The organism is Actinomadura darangshiensis (assembly GCF_004349235.1).
GTDB lineage: Bacteria > Actinomycetota > Actinomycetes > Streptosporangiales > Streptosporangiaceae > Spirillospora > Spirillospora darangshiensis.
Window position 1 is genome coordinate 24905 of record NZ_SMKY01000008.1, and the last position, 20845, is coordinate 45749.

At 70.9% G+C, this 20845-nt stretch carries 22 protein-coding genes; 6 read left to right on the forward strand and 16 right to left on the reverse strand.

Features of this window, described 5'->3' with window-relative positions:
• Positions 1–106: 106 nt before the first annotated feature.
• The 6 genes from E1293_RS03380 to E1293_RS03405 all read right to left on the reverse strand — a co-directional run bounded on the left by E1293_RS03380 (position 107) and on the right by E1293_RS03405 (position 3558).
• Positions 107–1165, reverse strand: coding sequence for a two pore domain potassium channel family protein (locus E1293_RS03380; protein WP_165978061.1), 1059 nt, complete (start codon positions 1163–1165; stop codon positions 107–109).
• Between the two features lie 124 nt (positions 1166–1289).
• Positions 1290–1640, reverse strand: coding sequence for a hypothetical protein (locus tag E1293_RS03385; protein WP_132193669.1), 351 nt, complete (start codon positions 1638–1640; stop codon positions 1290–1292).
• A gap of 81 nt (positions 1641–1721) precedes the next feature.
• Complete coding sequence (locus E1293_RS03390; RefSeq protein ID WP_132193671.1) at positions 1722–2183, reverse strand: peroxiredoxin; 462 nt, start codon at positions 2181–2183, stop codon at positions 1722–1724.
• Between the two features lie 18 nt (positions 2184–2201).
• Positions 2202–2630, reverse strand: coding sequence for a DUF3052 domain-containing protein (locus tag E1293_RS03395; RefSeq protein WP_132193673.1), 429 nt, complete (start codon positions 2628–2630; stop codon positions 2202–2204).
• 217 nt (positions 2631–2847) lie between these two features.
• Entirely contained in the window at positions 2848–3255 is a 408-nt protein-coding gene (locus E1293_RS03400) for a secondary thiamine-phosphate synthase enzyme YjbQ (protein WP_132193675.1), read from the reverse strand.
• A 105-nt stretch (positions 3256–3360) separates the two neighbouring features.
• Positions 3361–3558: a DUF1918 domain-containing protein gene (locus tag E1293_RS03405; RefSeq protein WP_132193677.1), complete on the reverse strand. Its 198-nt coding sequence runs from the start codon at positions 3556–3558 to the stop codon at positions 3361–3363.
• A 316-nt stretch (positions 3559–3874) separates the two neighbouring features.
• Between E1293_RS03405 and aceE the strand changes: the two genes are divergently transcribed.
• Positions 3875–6664: a pyruvate dehydrogenase (acetyl-transferring), homodimeric type gene (gene aceE, locus E1293_RS03410; protein WP_132193679.1), complete on the forward strand. Its 2790-nt coding sequence runs from the start codon at positions 3875–3877 to the stop codon at positions 6662–6664.
• Positions 6665–6743: 79 nt separating this feature from the next.
• Here aceE and E1293_RS03415 read toward each other — a convergent pair whose 3' ends face one another.
• Complete coding sequence (locus E1293_RS03415; RefSeq protein ID WP_132193681.1) at positions 6744–7115, reverse strand: VOC family protein; 372 nt, start codon at positions 7113–7115, stop codon at positions 6744–6746.
• Positions 7112–7600, reverse strand: coding sequence for an ATP-binding protein (locus tag E1293_RS47255; protein WP_165978062.1), 489 nt, complete (start codon positions 7598–7600; stop codon positions 7112–7114). Before E1293_RS47255 ends, E1293_RS03415 begins: the two co-directional genes overlap by 4 nt.
• A 187-nt stretch (positions 7601–7787) precedes the next feature.
• On the opposite strand from E1293_RS47255, the gene E1293_RS03425 reads away from it, so the two are divergent.
• A complete protein-coding gene (locus tag E1293_RS03425; protein WP_132193684.1) occupies positions 7788–8642 on the forward strand; it encodes a helix-turn-helix domain-containing protein in 855 nt (284 codons plus the stop codon).
• Positions 8639–8836, forward strand: coding sequence for a DUF397 domain-containing protein (locus E1293_RS03430; RefSeq protein WP_132193686.1), 198 nt, complete (start codon positions 8639–8641; stop codon positions 8834–8836). Before E1293_RS03425 ends, E1293_RS03430 begins: the two co-directional genes overlap by 4 nt.
• A gap of 366 nt (positions 8837–9202) precedes the next feature.
• Here E1293_RS03430 and E1293_RS03435 read toward each other — a convergent pair whose 3' ends face one another.
• On the reverse strand, positions 9203–10528 hold the full coding sequence (locus tag E1293_RS03435; RefSeq protein ID WP_132193688.1) for an HNH endonuclease signature motif containing protein: 1326 nt from the start codon (positions 10526–10528) through the stop codon (positions 9203–9205).
• A 254-nt stretch (positions 10529–10782) separates the two neighbouring features.
• The gene (locus E1293_RS03440) at positions 10783–11553 is read right to left on the reverse strand and encodes an IclR family transcriptional regulator (RefSeq protein ID WP_243715982.1); all 771 of its coding nucleotides are present in this window, start codon (positions 11551–11553) and stop codon (positions 10783–10785) included.
• 107 nt (positions 11554–11660) lie between these two features.
• Here E1293_RS03440 and E1293_RS03445 point away from each other — a divergent pair, with 107 nt between their 5' ends.
• The gene (locus E1293_RS03445) at positions 11661–12647 is read left to right on the forward strand and encodes an amidohydrolase family protein (RefSeq protein ID WP_132193690.1); all 987 of its coding nucleotides are present in this window, start codon (positions 11661–11663) and stop codon (positions 12645–12647) included.
• Here the strand turns inward: E1293_RS03445 and E1293_RS03450 are convergent.
• The 4 genes from E1293_RS03450 to E1293_RS03465 all read right to left on the reverse strand — a co-directional run bounded on the left by E1293_RS03450 (position 12637) and on the right by E1293_RS03465 (position 17875).
• Positions 12637–13701 carry an endonuclease/exonuclease/phosphatase family protein gene (locus E1293_RS03450; protein ID WP_132193692.1) on the reverse strand — a complete coding sequence of 355 codons (1065 nt, stop codon included), beginning with the start codon at positions 13699–13701 and terminating at the stop codon, positions 12637–12639. The two genes, E1293_RS03445 and E1293_RS03450, sit on opposite strands and share 11 nt — an antisense overlap.
• Positions 13702–13727: 26 nt before the next feature.
• On the reverse strand, positions 13728–15029 hold the full coding sequence (locus E1293_RS03455; RefSeq protein ID WP_132193694.1) for a tetratricopeptide repeat protein: 1302 nt from the start codon (positions 15027–15029) through the stop codon (positions 13728–13730).
• A gap of 136 nt (positions 15030–15165) precedes the next feature.
• Positions 15166–17202, reverse strand: coding sequence for a sensor histidine kinase (locus E1293_RS03460; protein ID WP_132193696.1), 2037 nt, complete (start codon positions 17200–17202; stop codon positions 15166–15168).
• On the reverse strand, positions 17192–17875 hold the full coding sequence (locus E1293_RS03465) for a response regulator transcription factor (protein WP_132193698.1): 684 nt from the start codon (positions 17873–17875) through the stop codon (positions 17192–17194). The genes E1293_RS03460 and E1293_RS03465 overlap by 11 nt, the downstream gene beginning before the upstream one ends.
• A gap of 93 nt (positions 17876–17968) precedes the next feature.
• Between E1293_RS03465 and E1293_RS03470 the strand changes: the two genes are divergently transcribed.
• Both E1293_RS03470 and E1293_RS03475 read left to right on the forward strand, forming a co-directional pair.
• On the forward strand, positions 17969–18718 hold the full coding sequence (locus tag E1293_RS03470) for a L,D-transpeptidase (protein ID WP_132193700.1): 750 nt from the start codon (positions 17969–17971) through the stop codon (positions 18716–18718).
• Positions 18719–18740: 22 nt separating this feature from the next.
• A complete protein-coding gene (locus E1293_RS03475) occupies positions 18741–19007 on the forward strand; it encodes a hypothetical protein (RefSeq protein WP_132193702.1) in 267 nt (88 codons plus the stop codon).
• Between the two features lie 64 nt (positions 19008–19071).
• Here the strand turns inward: E1293_RS03475 and E1293_RS03480 are convergent, their stop codons facing one another.
• Both E1293_RS03480 and E1293_RS03485 read right to left on the reverse strand, forming a co-directional pair.
• Positions 19072–19779 carry a helix-turn-helix transcriptional regulator gene (locus E1293_RS03480; protein ID WP_132193704.1) on the reverse strand — a complete coding sequence of 236 codons (708 nt, stop codon included), beginning with the start codon at positions 19777–19779 and terminating at the stop codon, positions 19072–19074.
• A gap of 39 nt (positions 19780–19818) precedes the next feature.
• On the reverse strand, positions 19819–20769 hold the full coding sequence (locus tag E1293_RS03485; RefSeq protein ID WP_132193706.1) for an alpha/beta fold hydrolase: 951 nt from the start codon (positions 20767–20769) through the stop codon (positions 19819–19821).
• Between the last annotated feature and the right edge of the window lie 76 nt (positions 20770–20845).

The following is a 20845-nucleotide window of genomic DNA, read 5'->3' on the forward strand; positions in this document are numbered from 1 at the left end:
GTGCGCGCGGGGAGGCCCCGGGGCCTCGGACCTGTGCCCCGGGCCGCGCGACCGCGGCCGCCGGGAGAGCGCCCTCAGCGGGCGCGAGGGGCGCTCTCCCGGCACTTCACAGCTCCTGCCAAGGGATCTGCGGACGGCTGGACGCCACCACGGCGAGCGACTGGCCGCCGCGGATCTTCTCGTCCGGCTCGGCCACGAGCCGGAAGCGCGCGGTCGGGTGGTCCGACTCGCCGACGGCCAGCAGGGTGCTGCCGCGGCGGAGCAGGAAGACGGCGACGTCGATGCGGGGCCGCTCGCCCACGTCCTTGGGCACGTCCACCCGGTAGAGCGTCCCGTCGCTGTCGAGCGTGCTGGCGAGGTTGTGGTAGATCGCCGCGATGCCCGGGTTGCGGATCGCGGCGGCGGTCACGGCGGGATCGTCGATGTCGACCGGCTCGATGTTCTCGCCGACGAGCCGGAGCGCCTCGGTGATCTCCGCGCGGCGCCCGCCGTCGTGCAGCCCGGCCAGCAGATGGACGGGCGGGTCGCCCGCGCGCCGCAGGTAGGCCTCCACCGCCAGCATCACCCGGACGGTCTCGTCGTCGGTGCGGCCGACCACCACGATGGTGCGCGCGTGTTCCAGGCAGGCCCGCGCGTAGGCGGACTCGTCGAACGCGACCACGTCGTACAGGTCGGGATCGGGGTTCTCCCCCGCCAGCTCGCCCGGCCAGAAGATCGTCACGACCGGGGTCTTGGTGAACTCCCGGTCGGCGCGCAGCTGGTCGATGATGGCCCGCAGGCCCTCCCGGTCGTACCCGACCATCACGATGTGGCGCCGCACATGCAGGTGCGCCCGGCCGTTGGCCTGCATCGCCCGTCCCCTCCCCATCCAGAGCGTCAGCTCGGCGAACATCATGAGCCCCGCGGTGAGGCCCGCCACGATGATGATCACGCCGCCGATGCGCCCGCCGACCGTCTCCGGCGACAGGTCGCCGTACCCGGTCGTCGTGCCGCTGACCAGGAAGTACCAGACGTAGTCGTACGGCCTCCTGATCTCGGCCCCGGGCTCCTCGAACACCGCGATCAGCAGCCAGCCCAGCAGGAAGGCGGCGAGGAGGACGAGCGCCGGGGCACGCCAGGACCGTCTCGTGATCCGGTTGACCAGGTGCATCAGCACGATCGGCATCCGCGCAGCGTTGCAGGGTGCAATTGACCACGTCAAGCCGGGAATGTCCGGCATGGGGTCACGTTCGGTGACGGTTGCCGACCGGACGTGGCCACGGGCCCGTCAGAAGGCCGGGCCCCGCTCGTCAGGTGGCCGGTCCCCGTCTCAGGACGCGCGACAGCGCCGCCTCGACCTCCGCGGACAGACCTCCGTCGGGAGACGGCCGCCCGCCCGAATGCACGAGGCCGGCGGCGCCCGGATCGTCCCGGACGGCGTCGCGGGTGTGGCCGCACTCGCGGCACTCCACCTCGCCGAGCCGGCACACCAGGGCGGCCGAGCCGCACGCCGAGCAGCGGTCCAGCTCGTCCGCCCAGTCGTGGGCGGTCTGGCAGCCGGGGCAGATCAGCACCTGGCGGTCGGCCCGGACCCCGCGCTTCCACGGGCTCGCGCCGCGCACCGGGTCGGTCTGCCGCGCCCCGCAGCGGAAGCAGGGCATCACACCTCCAAGGGTGCGAGGGCCGGTTCCGGCCATCCGTTCCGGATGGTCATGGACGGTGCCGGAACCGGTCCGTTTCGCTCAGAGGTCGGCGAGCGCCTTCCGGTACTCGCCGATGTCACGTGCGTCCGGGATGGCGTTCACGACCTTCCAGCGGACCACGCCCTCGGTGTCGATGACGAAGGTGCCGCGCAGAGCCAGCCCCTTGGCGTCGTCGAACACGCCGTAGCGCTGTGCCGTCCCGCCGTGCGGCCAGAAGTCCGCGAGCAGCGGGAACCCATATCCCTCCTGGTCGGACCAGGCCCGCAGCGCGAACATCGAGTCGACCGAGACCGCGAGCACCTGCACGTCGTCCGGGTCGCCGAGACTCGGCAGCTCGTCCCGGATCGCGCACAGCTCGCCGGTGCACACACCGCTGAACGCCAGCGGATAGAACACCAGGACGACGTTCTTGTCGCCGCGGAAGCCCGACAGCCTCACCGGGGTGCCGTGCTGGTCCTTCAGCTCGAAGTCCGGTGCGGCCTCGCCTGCATTGACGGCCAAAGTCTCTCCAGCCCGGCTCTACTTGTGGCCCTTGGGCGCGACCAGCCGCGTGCCGGACCACTCCTTGGCGGCGCTGACGCTGCTGGTCTGCGACAGGCCGGCCGTCTGCGCGGCCTCGCCGATGTCGCTCGGCTCCACATGCCCGTCGCGACCCGCCTTCGGCGTCAGCAGCCAGATGTTGCCGCCGCCGGTGAGCGGGATCATCGCGTCGGTCAGGCCCTCGAACAGGTCGCCGTCCTCCTCGCGCCACCACAGCAGCACGATGTCGACCACGTCCTCGTAGTCCTCGTCGACCAGCTCGCTCCCCGTAACGGCCTCGACGGAGTCCCGGAGCTCCTCGTCGACATCGTCGTCGTAGCCGATCTCCTGCACCACCTGGCCCGCCTTGAGGCCGAGCCGTTCGGCCAGGCTGCGCTCAGACTGCGCCTGACCCGCGGTCGCGCTCACGAAAGTCCTCCCATTGTCGTCAGTCCGCACGGTGCCGTGCTGATGTCCTCTCGACCCCCCGAGACGGGTGGCCCGCCCGCACCTGCGCGGTGTTTGCGGGACAGTCCACACAAGTGAGGGCCCCTTGCGCAAGTGTCTGCCCGGCTTTTGGTGGGCTCATTGGCCCGAATACGGAGATCACCGTCACAGGGCGTCCACACAGCGTGACGACCCACGGTCATCCCTTGAGAAAAGACAGCCGAACCTGACGGTCCGGGTTGTCGATGTTGAGATCGACGAGGGCCACCGACTGCCAGGTGCCGAGCGCGAGCCGCCCGCCCACGACCGGCAGGGTCGCGAACGGCGGGACGAGGGCGGGCATCACGTGCGACCGCCCGTGCCCCCGCGACCCGTGCGCGTGCCGCCAGCGGTCGTCCGCCGGCAGCAGGTCCCCCAGCGCCGCCAGCAGGTCGTCGTCGCTGCCGGACCCGAGTTCGAGGATCGCCACGCCGGCGGTCGCGTGCGGGACGAACACGTGCAGCAGCCCGTCACCGCCCGCCGACGCGGCGAACCGCTCGCATTCGGCCGTGATGTCGTGCACGGCCTCGCTCGTACCGGTGGCCACCCGGACCACGGTGCTCTCCATGGTCCCGTGTCTACCCCATCCCCGGCACTGGACGCATCCGTGCCGGCACGGATGGTCCCGGCCGGGCGCCGGTCAGCACGCCGATCACGCTGGTCAGCGCGCCCGTCAGTGCGAAACCCCCTCGCGGGGCTCGATGACGCAGTCCGGCCCGGGGTAGACCATCCCCTCGTGGCCGTCGTCGAAGCGGACGACGTACGGCGGGCCGCCGGCCTCGCCGCGCACCTCGATGATGCGGCCCATCCGGTCGGGCTGGCCCACGACGTTGCCGTGCACGTGCAGGCGATCTCCGATGTCAGCTTGCATCTCTCCCCCAAGCTCGTTCGTCCGCCGCCCGGGCGGATCATGCCGGGCACTGTGGGTGTCGCTTCCACCCTCATACGTTCCCCGGGCCCCGTCGAGGGGAATCTCCCCCGGTCCGTGAAAAAACGGGCCTCTCGGGGGTCGGTACCCCCGTTGACCGGGGACAATGGTTACTGGTTGGTAGAGATGCGTTAGCCGTCATAAACGGCGACGATGGATCACGAACTGAGGCGACGAACAGTCTGCCGGGGACCGGCCGCCTCCCGCACCGCGGCGAGCTGGTCTCACCTGCAAGGACGGTAAGGACAGAGGGGACCCCGTGGCTTCCGGACGTCAACGCTTTTCGATCATCAGCGACGGCCTGCCGAGCCAGCTGCCCGACATCAACCCGGACGAGACCCGGGAGTGGCTGGAATCGCTGGACACGGTCATCAAGACCGAAGGCCGAGGCAGGGCGCGCTACGTGATGCTCCGGCTCCTGGAGAGGGCGCGGGAGCTGCAGGTCGGGGTGCCCGGCCTGCGCAGCACCGACTTCATCAACACGATCCCGCCGGAGTCCGAGCCCTGGTTCCCCGGCGACGAGCATGTGGAGCGGCGCATCCGCGCCTACATCCGGTGGAACGCGGCGATCATGGTGTCGCGGGCGAACCGCCCGGAGATCGGCGTCGGCGGCCACATCGCCACCTACGCGTCCGCCGCCTCGCTGTACGAGGTCGGCTTCAACCACTTCTTCCGCGGCAAGGACCACGGCGAGTCCGGCGACCAGGTCTTCATCCAGGGCCACGCCTCACCCGGCATCTACGCCCGCGCCTACCTCGAAGGGCGGCTGCCGGAGGACAAGCTCGACGGGTTCCGCCAGGAGCACTCGCACCCGGGCGGCGGCCTGTCGTCCTACCCGCACCCGCGGCTCATGCCGGACTTCTGGGAGTTCCCCACGGTGTCCATGGGCCTGACCGCGATCGACTCGGTGTACCAGGCCCGGTTCAACCGCTACCTCTACAGCCGCAAGATCAAGGACACGTCCCGGTCGCACGTGTGGGCGTTCCTCGGCGACGGCGAGATGGGCGAGCCCGAGTCGCTCGGCGCGATCGGCCTCGCCGCCCGCGAGGAGCTCGACAACCTCACCTTCGTCGTCAACTGCAACCTCCAGCAGCTGGACGGCCCGGTGCGCGGCAACGGCAAGATCATCCAGGAGCTGGAGTCGTACTTCCGCGGCGCCGGCTGGAACGTCATCAAGGTCATCTGGGGCCGCGACTGGGACCCGCTGCTCGCCCAGGACGTCGACGGCGTGCTGGTCAACAAGATGAACACCACCCCCGACGGCCAGTTCCAGACGTTCTCCGTCGAGGCCGGCGACTACATCCGGGAGAAGTTCTTCGGCGAGGACCCGCGGCTCCGCAAGATCGTCCAGCATCTGCCGGACGACGACCTGCGCAAGCTGTCGCGCGGCGGGCACGACTACCGCAAGGTGTACGCGGCGTTCAAGTCGGCCCGCGAGCACGTCGGGCAGCCGACCGTGATCCTCGCGCACACCATCAAGGGCTGGACGCTCGGCTCCGACTTCGAGGCCCGCAACGCCACCCACCAGATGAAGAAGCTCACCAAGGCCGAGCTGAAGGAGTTCCGGGACCGGCTCTACCTGGACATCCCCGACTCGGCGCTGGAGCAGCCGCTGCCGCCCTACTACCACCCGGGCGAGGACTCCGACGAGATCCAGTACATGCGCGAGCGCCGCGCCGCCCTCGGCGGGTTCCTGCCGAAGCGGGTCGTGCGGGCCAAACCGCTCAAGCTGCCCGGCGACCCCGTCTACAGCGAGCTGAAGAAGGGCTCCGGCAAGCAGAACGTCGCCACGACCATGGCGTTCGTCCGGCTGCTCAAGGACCTGATCAAGGACGAGAACATCGGCGCCCGGTTCGTGCCGATCGCCCCGGACGAGTACCGCACGTTCGGCATGGACTCGCTGTTCCCCACGTCCAAGATCTACTCGCCGCACGGGCAGACCTACGACGCGGTCGACCGCAAGCTGCTGCTGTCCTACAAGGAGTCCGAGAGCGGCCAGATGCTGCACGAGGGCATCAGCGAGGCCGGCTCGATGGCCTCCACGATGGCCGCGGGCACCGCGTACGCCACGCACGGCGAGCACATGATCCCGGTGTACATCTTCTACTCGATGTTCGGGTTCCAGCGGACCGGCGACCAGATGTGGGCGCTCGGCGACCAGATGGGCCGCGGGTTCCTGCTCGGCGCCACCGCCGGCCGCACCACCCTCACCGGTGAGGGCCTGCAGCACGCCGACGGCCACTCCCCGCTGCTCGCCGCGACGAACCCGGCCTGCGTCCACTACGACCCGACGTGGGCGTTCGAGCTGGCGCACATCGTCAAGGACGCGCTGCGCCGCATGTACGGGACGTCCGGCGAGCACCCGGACGGCGAGGACGTCTTCTACTACCTCACCATCTACAACGAGCCGTACCAGCAGCCGGCCGAGCCCGAGAGCGTCGACGTCGACGGCCTCCTCAAGGGCCTGTACCGGTACCGGACGGCGCCGGAGGTCTCGTCCGGGAACGGGGAGGCGCCCCGGGCGCAGATCCTCGCGTCCGGCGTCGGCGGCCGGTGGGCGCTGGAGGCGCAGCGGCTCCTCGCCGAGGACTGGGGCGTCGCCGCGGACGTGTGGTCGGCCACGTCGTGGAACGAGCTGGCCCGCGAGGCCCGCGCGTGCGACGACTGGAACCTGCTGAACCCGGACGCCGAGCAGCGCGTCCCCTACGTGTCCCGGACGCTCGACAACGTCGCCGGGCCGATCGTCGCGGTATCGGACTTCATGCGCGCCGTACCCGACCAGATCGGCCCGTGGGTCCACGGCGACTTCGTCTCGCTCGGCACCGACGGGTTCGGCTTCTCCGACACCCGCGCCGCCGCCCGCCGGTTCTTCAACGTGGACGCCGCGTCGGTCGTCCTCGCGGTGCTCACCCGGCTCGCCCGGCACGGCGAGGTGAAGCCGGAGACCCTTTCCCAGGCGATCTCCCGCTACCGGCTGGACGCGCAGGTCAGCGACGTCTTCGCCGGCGGCGTCGGCAGCGCCGAGAGCAACACCGGCGGCGAGAGCTGACCCGGTGATCGCGGAGGTGTAGGCCGCGATCACGGACGAAGGGCCCCGAGGTTCGCCTCGGGGCCCTTTCGCGCACGGGTCAGGGGGCCGGCGTGAAGACCGCGAACTCGTTGCCGGACGGGTCCTTCAGGTGGGCGAACTTCAGGCCGTTGCCCGTCGTGACGGCGGGCCCCGCGGCCTTGCCGCCGTGCTTCTCGGCCTCGGCGCAGGCGGCGTCCACGTCCTGCACGAGGACGTAGAAGATCGCGTGGTTCCCGGACGCGTCCGGGACCTGCGCGATGCCGCCGCTCGGCACGTCGGCGCCCGGGTAGCTGACCAGGTCGTAGCCCTCGCTGTTCGGGTCGGACGTGAACTGCCAGCCGAACATGTCGCCGTAGAACCGGCGGGCCGCCTCCGGCGCGTCGGTGCCGACCTGGAACCACGCGACGGTATTGAACGCGGGAACACTCATGGATTTCCTCCTTCGAACGCTGCTGGCACTAGAGTCCTGGAGCACTCCGACAGCCCCCTGTCGGTGTTTCCGGACGACTTCACTCCGAACTCCGCCCACACGACAGTGCGGGCCCCATCCGCCCGGAACCCCCAGTCGTCCGATAGGGCCTCCACGATCCGCAACCCGCGCCCGCTCTCGGCACAGGTCTCCGCCTTGGGTACCAGACGCCTGCCGCCCGCACCGTCGTCGGCGACCTCCAGGCGGTAGACGTCCCCTCCAGCCAGCAGGCTGACCGTCACCCGCCCGCCATCCCCCGAGTCCGTGTGGGCGATGGCGTTGGTGACGGTCTCGCTCCCGACCGTCACGAGGTCGTCCAGCCGGGGGTGCGCCTCGGGCACCATGTCCCGCAGGAACCGCCGCGCATAGGCGACGGACCTGCGGACGCCCGGAAGCGTGAGCGCGCCGACCACGACGAGCCCGCCGCTCATCACAGCGCCGTCCACGACACACCGTGCCGGACGGCCGGAGGGGTCCTTCTCGTTCCGGGCGCTCCCATGCGGCGCCTCCTTTCGATTCGGAGTCGCCCGCCACATTCGCCGCCCGATGCGCTTGTGTCCCCCACCCTGAACGTTTCCAGATTGAACGTTCAATGCGTGTACGGCCGACCACCCTCGGTGACACGCTTGAGGAATGCCTTCCGGGAACGCCCCCACCGTTCGCCAGCGCCGGATCGGCTCGGCGCTCCGCAAAGCCCGCGACCACCACAGCCTGACCGTCGCCACCGTCGCCCGCCGCTTCGGCCGCTCCCAGGGCTGGATGAGCATGGTCGAGAACGGCCTCCAGGTCATAGCCCCCGACGAACTAGCCGACCTCCTAGACTTCTACGCCATCGAAGACGGCCCCCTCCGCGACTCCCTCCTCCACCTAGCCACCCACAAACCCGGGACATGGAAGCGGGCGTACGAATACCGGATCTCCGCCGCCGCCCTCGACCTTGCCAGCCTGGAAGAGGACGCCGCTGAGATCCGCACCTTCCAGCCCAACATCATCCCGGGACTCCTCCAGATCCCCGCTTACACGTGGAAGCTCATGTCCGTCAGCCCCGCTAGGAACTCGCGCAACGCCAGAACGCTGGTTGAATTCCGAATGTCTCGCCAGCAGGTGCTGAGCCGCAGCGATCCGCCCCGATACACACCGATCATCGCTGAGGCAGTCCTCGGCAACCAGGTCGGCGGCGATCCCGAGATCCTGCGCGCACAGATACAGCGGCTGGCGGAAGTCGCCCGGCACGAACACGTGGACCTGCGTATTCTTCCCCGCACGGCCAGCGAGTACCTCTGGCTCATCACCCCGTGTCATCTCATCTCCCTGCGCCCGCCTGGGCGGCTCACCGTGACCGTGGGCGACCACTACAACAAGAGCACCTTTGTGGAGGACGAGGACGAAGTCGCATCTCACGAGGAGATCTTTGACCTGCTGCTCTCAGCGACACTGAGCAGAACGGCCTCGATGGGACTCATCGACGAGATAGCGTCCCAATCATGAACACCCCCGAACCGTCCCGAGCCCATTGGCGGAAGAGCACGTACAGCGGCGGCAACGAAGGCGAGTGCGTCGAAATCGCCGACATCAACGGCCACATCGCCATCCGCGACAGCAAGACCCCCGCCGCCGGACGCCTCACCCTCACCCGCAGGGGCTTCGCCACCCTCCTCACCCAACTGACAGCGCTGAGGTAGGAGGCGGTGAGTGGCAAGTGGACGAGGGCTACTCGTCGCGGGCATGGGCGCGGCTACCACCTTGGCTTTGACGGGGGGAGCAGTCCGCTAAGCCGTCACGTACCAACCTTTGAAGATTGAGGAGTCGAGCGTCGCGGTGATCCTGCCTGACGGCACGGTCGATCGCCCAGGTAGTGACCACCTCGTACACCTTCCTCAAGGCGCACTCCACTGCTCACCTCCCGTTGAAGGCGCAGTATTCGCTGGTAAGAGCGGCATCCTGTGGCACTGCATCGCGATCGGCGGGCCCGATCATGTTGATCCGCACTGATCGCATGTTCCACGTCCAAGATCAATGACCTTGATGGTCCGCCATGCGGGACGGCTTCAGGGGCCGCTGGGCGGATGGTCGACCTTGACGAGGTCGTGGCCGGGTGGGCGATGCGGCGGGGGCCTTGTCGGAGTGGTGATCGTCTTGGGTTCGACCCACCAGGGGTCCGGGGGCCGGCCGCCGGGGAGCCGGGACGCCCGGGAGCGAAGGCGGTAGGTGTGGCGGCCGTCCGCTGTCCGGGTGATGTGGATCTGGTGGGGGCTGGTGGCCTTGAACCTGTTATGCCAGCCGCACGTGAGGGTGAGTTGGTCGATGTCGGTCGGTGAGCCGAGGGCCCAGCCGTTCACATGATCGACTTCGCAGAGGGTGCCGGGGACTTCGCAGCCCTGGACCGCGCAGGTGGGGTTGAGCGCTTCCAGGACGCGGCGCTGCGCGGGACTGGCGAAGCGCTCGGTACGCCCCAGGTAGAGGGGGAGGCCACCGGAACCGAGCAGCAGCGTTGACACACCGGCCGACAGAGCGATGCGGCGCGCCTGCTCAGCCGGGATCGGGGTGCCGTCGGGGAGCCGGGCGGGGATGGTGCCGCCGGTGAGGGTGTCCAGGTCGCAGATGACGGTGATCTTGGTAGCGCGGTGTCCGCCGGACAGAACGGAGGCCAGTGCGGCTGCGGTGCGTTCGGACAGGTCGCGGTGGTCGTCGGTTCCGGCGGGTTTGGCCAATGGGCCGAGGGTGCCGTCCCAGATGGCGGCGTCTTCGGTGTTGAGCCAGCCTTTGATGTAGCGGCCACCGTCGAGGGAGCGGGTGGAGTCGATCCAGGAGCGCTCATAACCGCGCCTGGCGTCTCCGGGGGCCGGCCCGGTGTCGTCGCGTTCGGCGATCACATCACGGATCCGCCGCCCGAACGAGGCCACTTTTCCGGCGGAGAAGTTCTGATCGACCATCCCGAGCAGGATCTCTTCGGCCACAGGGCAGTCGTCGTCGTCCAAGCGGGCGACCGCACCAGCGATGGTGGCGGCGTACCCGTAGGACAGGCTGCCCGCGACCCAGCGTTCGGTGACCTGGGTGAGGCGGCTGCGCTGGCGGGCCAGGGCGAGGCGTTCCTTGGCGCGAGCGTCCCGCATGCCGAGGCGATTGCGCAGCCATGACCGTGTGGACGGAAAGCCCCACCGCTGGACCTCCCGGCCGTTATCGACCACACCGATGAGTCCGGCGAGGGCGGCCTCGTGCATGTCGACGGCGGCGGCGAGGGTCTCGGTGAGTTCCACGCACACGGCCGCCGATTCGGGGGCGTTTCGGCGGGCGAGTTCGGCCGCGATCACGGAAGCGGCGTTCACCAATTCCACGGTGGACGCCGCATCAAGATCGACCGCGACTTCATTCACACCTCCATTCTACGCGACCCGGATCGCTCAATGATTTCGTGACGGGTTGGAATATTGTCACCACCCGGACACGTCGGAATTCATGAACTTCGGAGACCCATCCCAAAATCTTCCCTGCCCATCAATCTGCCCGCGGACTCCGGTACGGAATTTCCTCGTCGCCCGCGCATTCCTTTGTTCACCTCTTGGATGTGTTCGTTTATTGGCTCTTGGAGGGCGGCCCCGTACGCTGCCCCGCCACCGGTGCGCGGATGTCAGGTGGGCTGGTGGGTTTCGTTCATCTCTCGTGAGATGGCACGTGCGGCGGCGCGGACGGCCGGCACGTAGACCGCTGCGTCGAAATCCATGCTGGGTGCCACCACGGACACGGCGGCTACGACGCCGTCCGCGTCGCGGACCGGTGCCGCCACCGTGGTGTGCGGACGGGGCTCGGCCTGGCTGGCGATGGCATAGCCGCCCCGCCTGACCTCGGCGAGGACGCGGCGCAGATCCTCGGCGGTGCGCATCCCGTCCACGTCATGCCCCGGCTCGAAGCGCCCGAGGATCTGCTCCTGCACATCGGCGGGGGCGTGGGCAAGCAGGACCAGACCGACACCGGTCCGGGCCAGGGGCATGCGGCCCCCGACGCGATAAAGGGCAGGGCCGGCGTCGTGTGCGGACAGCCGCTCCACGAGCAGGGCCTCGGCGCCGTCGCGTACCGCCAGCACGATGTGCTGGCGTGTGACGTGGAAGAGGTCCTCCAGGTAGGGCATCGCCACAGCTCGCAGCCCGTGCCCGCGCGGGGCGAGCGAGGCGATCTCCAGCAGCCGCAGTCCGATGACGTAGCGGCCGTCGTCTAGGCGCTCCAGCGCCCCGGCCTCGGTCAGTTTGCGGGCCAGGCGCAGGGCGGTGCTGCGGGGCAGACCGGTGCGCTGGGCGAGGCGCGTCAAGGGCAGGACGCGGTGGTCGGCGTCGAAGGCGCTCAGCACGGCGAAGGCTCGGTCGATCACCGCCTCGCCCGCCTTGGGCGGGTCCGTTGTCGGCACCACATCTCCGTTTCACTCAGTGGCATGTCTGATGCCGTTGAATGGCTCGCCTGCCTAGCGTAGACGTGCACCTCCGTCACAGCACGCCCGACCGGGAGGAGACAGCGATGAGTACGCAAGGTCTGGTCGACTTTCACGCCCACTTCACCACCGCGCGCTACATCGAGGCAGCCAAAGCAGGCGGCCATGTGCAGCCCGACGGCATGCCCGAGGACTACTGGCCGCGGTGGACCGCCGACGAGCATCTGGCGTTCATGGACGAGGCCGGTATCGCGAAAGCGATGCTGTCGCTGTCCTCGCCCGGCACCCACTTCGGAGACGATCGGGCCGCCCGCTCCCTGACCCGCGAGATCAACGAGTTCTGTGCCGAGGAGGTGCGAGGACATCCGGACAGGTTCGGGCAGTTCGCCACCCTGCCGCTGCCCGATGTGGACGGCGCGCTGGCGGAGATCGCCTACAGCTTCGACGAACTCGGTGCCGACGGCGTGGCACTGCTGTCCAACCACGCGGGAATCCGGCTCGCCGACGAGCGGTTCACACCGCTACTCGCCGAACTCGACCGGCGAGCGGCGGTCGTCCTGCTGCACCCGACCAGCTGCGCGGGCCATGAGGAACTGTCGTCAGGACGGCCGCGGCCGATGATCGAGTTCCTCTTCGAGACCGCCCGTACGGTCATCGACCTCATCCTCAGCGGCGCGGCGACGAGGTTCTCCCGCATCCGCCTGATCGTGCCCCACCTCGGCGGAGTGCTGCCGCTGCTCACCGAGCGCGTCGAAGCGTTCCGCACGATCAGTGGTGAGGCGGCCGGCCGTGCCACGGTCGCCGACATCCTCGGCCGGTTCTACTACGACCTCGCCGGCATGCCGTCGAAGCAGCAGATCGCCGCGCTCGCCGGCATCGCCAGGCCGGAGCGGCTGCTCTACGGCAGCGACTACGCCTGGACGCAGCGCGACCTCGCCCTGCGCCTGCTGACGACACTCGACTCGGCGCTGGCCGACGCACACCGGGACTGGCAGTCCCTCACCACGCGCAACGCCGAGCTTCTCCTCAGCCGAGAGCCTGAACGCCGGTGCGACACGGATGTCACCAGCTGATCTTGGCCACTACCGGTAGGTGGTCGCTGCCGGTGGACGGGAGCGTCCGCGAGCTCACTGGCTTTACGCCTCTGACCAGGATCTGGTCGATCCGCACCATCGGGAACGAGGCCGGCCAGGTGAAGCCGAAGCCGTCGCCGGACGTGTCCTGGGCCGAGTGCATCTGCGGAGTGATGCCGGCGAACGCGCGGTCGTCCATGGTGCCGTTCAGGTCGCCGAGCAGCACCACCCGCTCGTTCCGCTCGGCGGCGATGGCCTTGCTGAGAGCCTGCACGCCTCTGTCCCGCTGGGCCGTCCCAAAACCCGCCCGGGGATTCACCCGTACGGACGCCAGGTGGGCCACATAGACCACCAACTTCCCCTGGTCCGTTGCCACCGTGGCGCGCAACGCCCGGGCGCCGTCGACGTCGACCGGCTTGGATTCCGCCAGCGGCCCGTAGTCCATCTCGGTGTCGACCGGCCGGGCGTCCGCCAGCGGTAGCTTGCTCCACAGCCCGACCGTGCCCTGAACTGAGTGGTGCGGATACGCCTTCGCCAGCTCCTTCTCGTATGTGCCCCTGGCCTGCTGGGACAGCTCCTCCAGGGCCAGTACGTCCGCCCCTGAAGCGGCCAGGGCGCGGGCGGTGCCGACCGGGTCGGGGTTGTCGGCGCCGACGTTGTGGCTGGCCACGGTGAGGTCTCCGCCCGGTCCGGATTTGTCGCTGAGCAGCCCGCCGAAGAGGTTCAGCCACACCACGGCCGGGAGCACCAGCGCGGTCACCGCGGAGGCAGAGCGGCGCCACAGTGCCCCGGCCAGCAGCACAGGGACCACCAGGCCGAACCATGGCAGGAACGTCTCCACCAGGCTGCCGAGGTGCCCGATCCGGTTCGGGATCTGCGCGTGGAGCAGCATGAACAGGCCGAGCAGCAACGCCAGCGCTGCCAGGACCAGGCCGCGCTTCCAGGGGCCCGGCTGCGAGGCGCTGCGGATCACCCGGCGGATGCGCGTGCGCCAGGTCGCGGCATCGGTATCGCGGCGGTCGGCGGTGCGCTGGTCGGTCTCCGCCGTGTCCATCTGTCCCGACTCGCTGCCTGCGGTGATCACTTGGCCTTGCCACGGGCGATGTAGAGGTTCATGGCGGTGAAGTCGAGGGTGATGTTGAAGGGCTTAAAGAAGCAGTGGGCGAAGTGGCCGATCGAGTCGAACCCCGGGCCGTAGGGCCAGGGCACGTTGACCGGCATGTTCGGGTCCGACTCGCAGAAGACCTCCTTGGCGACGGCGTCGCCGAGGCGGATCTCCTCCGGGTAGCAGGGATAGGTGGTGGTCGCATGGCTGTGGGCGAAGGTCTCGAACGGGCGGTCGCGGTCGGTGCGGACGTCCAGCCGCTCGGCCACCTCCCCGGGCATGCCCGCGGCGGTCGCGCCGCTGCTGCCGCCGAAGTTCACGCCCATCACCCGCGGCCCGGAGCCGGCGATGCTCCCGATGCTGCTGACATCGTGGTCGCGGGACAGCCACATCGGCAGGCGCTTGGCGCCCGCCTGTACCTTTCTGGACGCCTCAGGCGTCGGACGGCGCAGGATCAGCGATCGGCCTGCGTAGTCGAAGGTGGTCAGCAGGTGGTAGAAGACCCATGTGCCGATCATGCCGTCGCTGTCGGTGCCGACGTCTCCGCCCGACTCCGTCGACGACCAGCCCACGGGGACGTTCCGCAGTTCGATGCCGCCCAGATCGAAGGAGTCCAGCACCCCGTAGTACACCCAGATGGTGACGCCCTCGAAGTCGGTCTTCTCCTTGTACACGGGGCTCAGCCCGGCTTCCTCGGCCACCGACGCGGTCAGTTGCAGATTCGGGGCGCCGGTGTAGAACGTGAAGCGCTTCGGCGGCCCGCCGTTGACCGAGGCCTCCACCAGCGGCACCGGGTCCATCTGCTGCCATGGCACACGGCCGATGTCACCGTGGACCTGATACGGCTCGCCGCGGACCGCCGCGAACCATTCGGCGTAGCCCTTCTCGCCGGCCGCTCGCCAGCGCGGTACGGAGAGGGAGAGTTTGTCCTGCCGGATGTAGCAGTCGCCCAGCAGCCCGTTGGTCTCCTTGTCGTCGGGCGCCAGTTCGAGGGCCATCGTGAGGTACTTCTCCGCGTCGGGGAACTTGTTGGCCAGGAGCCCGACATAGCCGCGCCGGCGCGCGGCGCGCAGGTTCGTGGGGTCTTTCTTCAGAACCTCCTCGTACGCGCGGCCGGCCTGCTCGAACTTCCCGGCCTTGAACAACGCGTCCGCGTCACTCCCGTCGGCGTGTGCCATGCCCGGCTTGCCGAGCAGTGGTGTGGCCGCGGCGGCCCCGGCCGCCACTGCCGCGCCCCGCAACAGTGAGCGCCGGTCCCATTCTCTGTCGCTGGCCACGGCCTTCTCCTCTGTGAATCACCTTTCGAGGCCAGGGCACCGTGCCCCCGGCACGGACCGCTGCGGTCCGTGCCTCCATCGAAGACGGGCGACCGTTGCGAGGGCGTATGCGTTTTTCGATACGCCCGCGATATGCCTAGCCGTGGTCCGGTGAACGGGGCAGCCGCAGGACGAAGGTCGCGCCGCGGCCGGGCTCACTGCGCACCGCCGCGGATCCGCCGTGCGCCTCGGCGAGCTGCCGCACGATGGCGAGGCCCAGTCCGCTGCCGCCGCTCTGCCGGCTGCGCGACTTCTCGGCCCGCCAGAACCGGTCGAAGACGTGCGGCAGGTGCTCGGGCTCGATGCCCGGCCCGGTGTCGGACACCTCGATCAGCACCTCGTCGCCGTCGGCGTACGCACGCAGGCTCACCCGCCCGCCGGACGGGGTGTAGCGGACCGCGTTGGCGAGCAGGTTGCCGACCGCCTGCCGCAGCCGTACCGGATCGGCGTCCAGGCGGGGACGGCCGGTCACCTCGACGGTCAGCACCAGCTCGGCGGCCTCGGCCGCGGCACGGTAGACGGTCGCGATCTGCTCGACCAGGTCGGCCGCGTCGACCGGCTCGGGGTGGAGCCGCAGCCTGCCCACGTCGGCGAGCGCGAGCTGCTGCAGGTCGTCGACGATGTGCTGCAGCAGCGTGGCCTCCTCGACCAGCGAAGCGGTCAGCGCCGGGCCCAGGTCGGCCACGCCGTCCTGGGCGGCCTCCAGCCAGCCGCGGATGTTGCTCAGCGGCGTGCGCAGCTCATGCGACACGTCGCTGACCATCGCCTTGCGCTGCCGCTCCATGCGGTCCAGGTGCTCGGACATCTCGTTGAACGCGGCGCCCAGCTCGCCCACCTCGCCCTTGGCGCGCACCGCGACCCGCGCCGAGCCGTCGCCGGCCCGCATCCGGCGGGCCGCCGCGGTCACCGCCCGCACCGGCCGCGCCAGGCGGGTGGCGACGAGCACGCTGACCCCGGCCGCCAGGACGAGGATCACCGCGGTGACCCCCGCGATGCCGTACGGGTCGATGGCCGGCCTACGGTCCTCCGGCGAGCCGATGTAGAGCAGCGCGGCCGGCGCGACGTACGACTTCAGCTGGGTGCGGCGCGCGGTGGCCAGGCACTCGGCGGCCGACGCCGGGGCGGCCGGCGTGCCGGTCTCGTCCAGCCACACGTCGACCTTGCTTCCGCGGCACTGCCGGACCAGGGCGGCGAGCTGGTTGAGCGCGCGCTTCTCGGTGCTGGTCGGCCCTGGCGCGTCCGGCGAGCACGACGCGGGCCGCACCTCGGGGTCCGGCGACACCGTGGGGCTCGGCGTCGCGGCCGGGTTCGGCGTCGCGGCGGGCCGGTCCGCCGGCCTCTCCCCGGGCACGGCGGTCGGCTCGCCGGGCGCGGTCCCCGTCCGCGGCGACCTTCCGCCCGGGTCCGTAGGCGCGGCGGGTTCCAGCGTCGTCGCGACCGCGACCGCGACCGGCCGCGTCCCGGCGCCGGTGAGCCGCACCGCTTCGGCACCGACCGAACGCGGTGTGGAAGGGCGTTGTCCGGACGGCGCGCCGACGGGCGGGCGAGGGCGGCTCATGCCCGGTGCCGGGTTGCTCGGACCGCCCTCGCGGCGGAGGTAAGGGCGGCCGCCGGGCCCGACGACGACCGTGGCGCGCTGGCCCTCGCGGCGCAGGCACGCCGCCTGCGCGTCGACCTCCCCGCGCAGCCGCACCCGCTCGGACTCCGGCAGCCGGAACGGCCCGGCCGCGCGCGCGTCGATCCGGTCGGTGGCCGCGCCGGGCACCAGCGAGACGTCGACGGCGAGCGGGTCGACGACGGCCGATGGACGCGCCGGCAGCGGCGGCCGGCCCGCCGCCGAGTCCGCGATCCGGGTGCCGCCCTCGGTCGCCAGCGCGACCCGCTGGTCGCTCTCCCGGGCCAGCCCGCGCACGGTCTCCGCGACGCCGTCCCACCGCGGGTGGCTCGCCGCGTAGCCGAGCAGCGCGTCGTTGACGCGGGCGTCGCGGGCGAGCGTCCGGCCCTGCTGGTGCCGGATCTCACCGGACGTGCTGCGCGCCGCCAGCCACGCGGTCGCCACGATCGAGCACACCGCGATCAGCACCGAGCCGGCGACCAGCCGCGCGAGCAGGCTGTCGAAGAGGCTAGGGCGCACGGTCGCCGACCAGCTTGTACCCGACGCCGTACACGGTGCACAGCCGGACCGGGCGCCGCGGCTGCGGCTCGATCTTCTTGCGCAGGTTCTTCACGTGCACGTCGACCGTGCGCTCGGTGATGAACCGGTCGAAGCCGTGCAGGTGCTCCAGCAGCTGCGCCCGGGTGAGGACCCGCTCCGGCCGCGCGGCCAGTGCCTCCAGGATGCGGAACTCCGCGGGCGTGCACTCGACCTCGCGCCCGTCCGCGAGCACCGTGTGCCGCTCGGGGTCCACCGTGATGCCGCCGACCCGGTACACCCGCTCGCCGTTCCCGGCCCGCCGCAGCAGCGTGCGCACCCGGGCCATCAGCTCGCGCGGGCTGTACGGCTTGGTGACGTAGTCGTCGGCGCCGAGGTCGAGGCCGAGCAGCAGGTCGTCCTCGGTCGACCGGGCGGTCAGCATCAGCACCGGCACATCGGACTCGGCGCGCAGCCCCCGGCACACGTCGAGGCCGTCGACGCCCGGCATCATCACGTCGAGCAGGACGAGGTCGGGGCGGCACGCGCGGGCCTCGTCGATCGCGGCCCGCCCGTCGTGGACGACGACCACGGAGTGCCCCTCGCGCTGGAGATAGCGGCGCAGCAGCTCCGCCTGTTTGGTGTCGTCCTCCGCGACCAGGACATTCGCGCACATGACCCCCGAGCGTAGGCGACCCGTGACCGGCACCACGGGATCATCACATCGGGCTCACAGGTTCTTCACACTCCTCGGCCAGCATCTCGCGGCATGCGCCAAGTCAAGATTCACACCGGCGCCCTGCTCGCCGCCGGCCTGATCGCCGGACTGGCCGGCTGCGGCTCGTCGGACGACGGCGGCTCGGGGAACGGCCCGCCCGAGGCGGCCCACCCGGCGGCCGCCGCCCAGCCGCAGCAGCAGGGCGGCGCCGAGATAGCGACCGTGCGCGGCCGCCGGATCGCCGTCCACAAGCGGAAGGGCGACGGTGCGGCTTGGAAGACGCTGTCCAGCCCCAACGAGATGGGCGCGACCCGGGTCTTCCTCGTCGACGCCAAGGACGGCGACTGGCTCAAGGTGCTGCTGCCGATCCGGCCCAACGGCAGCACCGGCTGGGTCAAGGCGTCCGACGTCAAGCTGTCGTCGACACCCCACCGCGTGGAGATCGATCCGAAGGCGTTCACGTTCACGGTCTTCGACGGCGGCAAGGTGCTGCGCACCGGCAAGGTCGCCACCGGCGAGGGCGGCACCCCGACCCCGGCCGGCCGCTTCTACTTCACCGAGCTGGTCGAACCGCCGGACCCGAACGGCGGCTACGGCGCCTACGCCTTCGGGTTGAGCGGCTTCTCGCCGACGCTGAAGACCTTCGCCGGCGGCCCAGGACAGCTCGCCGTACACGGCACGAACAAGGCGTCGGCGCTGGGCGGCAAGGCCAGCCACGGCTGCGTGCGGGTCGGCAACGACGACATCACCTGGATGGCCAAGAACCTGGCGATCGGCACACCTGTCGTCGTCAAGAAATGAAACAGCACCGGAAGGAACATCGATGCGCCTGAAACCCCTCATCGCAGCCGTCGCGCTGGGCGTCGGCCTGGCCGGCACCGGCATGGCCGCCGCCGAGGCCGCCACCACCACGCCCAGCCCGACCGCCTCACCCGCTGACCCGAACCCCACCGACCGCCCCGGGGAGCTGATCCCGACCCAGCGTCCGGGCGAGCCGAACCCGAGCCGCCGCCCCGGCGCCGTCCGGCCCAAGCCCGGCGAGCCGTCGATCGCCAGGCCCATCCCCAAGGCGCCGAACTACACCGGCTGACCGCGACCCGCAGGCCCGCACGTCTTCCGCCGTGCGGGCCTGCCGCATCTCCGAGCGGGTGTCGTCAGACGAATTCCAGGGGGCGGACGACGTAGTCGGGCGGGAGGTCGTCGTGCACGGCCTCGGCGGCGCGATCGGGGGCGGTCTCCTCCAGCAGGGCGGCGCGGCGGACCCGGTCGGTGCGGAACACGCGGCGGCCGCCCCGCTTCCGGCACCAGGCGGTCAGGTACCAGCCCTCGTCGGACGCGGTGAAGGTGACGGGCTCGACGTCGCGTTCGGTCTCGGTGCCCGCCCGGTCGACGTAGGTGAGGCGGACCACCCGGCGGGTCAGGACGGCCTCCTCCAGCACGGCCGGCACGGACGCCGGATCGTCGTCCCCGGCGGGGGCCAGGAAGCGGATGCGGGCGGCCAACTCGCGGGCCGAGGCGCCGTCGTCCGCCGACATCGCGGCGACGATCTTGTGCAGGGCGGTGCGGGCGGAGCGGGAGTACGGCGAGCCGCCCGCCCGGGACAGGGTGATCGCGACGGCGACGGCCTCGGCGGGCGTGAAGTTGAGCGGCGGCAGTGTGCGGCTCTTGTCGAGGGTGTAGCCGCCGGAACGGCCGACGTCCGCGAAGATCGGCACGCCGGCCTGCTGGAGCGCGCTGATGTCGCGCTCGATCGTGCGGGCGCTCACCTCGTAGCGCGCGGCCAGCTCGCGCGCGGCGAGCCGGCGCGGCGCGCAGGCGCGTAGTTCCTCCACCAGGGCGTACAAGCGGTCGGTCCGGTTCACGCGGCGACCGTACCCGCCGGCTCCGACAGTCTCCGCGTGCTAGAGCGAGCGGAGGAAGGCGAGCAGGGCCTCGTTGACCTCGGCGGGGCGTTCCTGCTGCGTCCAGTGGCCGCATCCGGACAGCCACACCGTGTCGCGGAGGTTCGGGACGAAGTCGGTCATGGAGTCGATGGCCGCGCGGGCGCCGACGGCGACGATGTCGCGGTCGCCGGCGATGTACAGGGCGGGCGGGCCGATCGGGGCGCGGTGCCAGGCGGCCGTGAGCTCCCAGTTCCGGTCGAGGTTGCGGTACCAGTTGACCGGCCCGGTGAAGCCGCTGCCCGCGTACTCCTCGACGTAGGTGGCGATGTCGTCGTCGGTGAGCCACCGCGGGAGCTTCTCCGGCTCCGGGAGGACGTCGAGGAGGCCGCCGCCCTCGGGGGCGATCATCGGCGAGGCGGGGCCGTCGCCCGAGACGCCGTAGAACATGCGGCGGAACGTGGCGGCCGGATCGCGGCCGAGTTCGGCCTCCGGGACGTCCGGCTGCTGGAAGCGCACCATGTAGAAGCCCTCGCCGAACAGGCGGCGCATGGCCTCGACCGGCGGCCCGCTGCTGCGCGGACGGTGCGGAACCGATATCCCGGCCACGCCGCGCACCTTGTCGGGGCGCATCTGCGCGACGGCCCAGGCGACCGGTGCGCCCCAGTCGTGACCGGCGACGACGGCGCGGTCGGCGCCGAGGGCGTCGATCAGCCCGACCGCGTCCCCGGCGAGGTGCAGGATCGAGTACCGCCCGGCCTCCGCCGGGCCGCCCGTCCGAGCGTAGCCGCGCTGGTCGGGGGCGACGGCGTGGAAACCGGCGTCGGCGAGCGCGGTGAGCTGGTGCCGCCAGGAGTACCAACATTCGGGGAAGCCGTGCAGGAGCAGCACCAGCGGCCCCTCGCCCGCCTCGGCGACGTGCATGCGGAGCCCGCTGCCCGACCGGACGAAGCGATGCGTGATCTCGGTCATCGGAACCCTTCGGGTGGCGCGGGCCTGTCGGCCAACGCTATCCCGCGCCGGACGGCGTTCTTGATCACAAAAACGG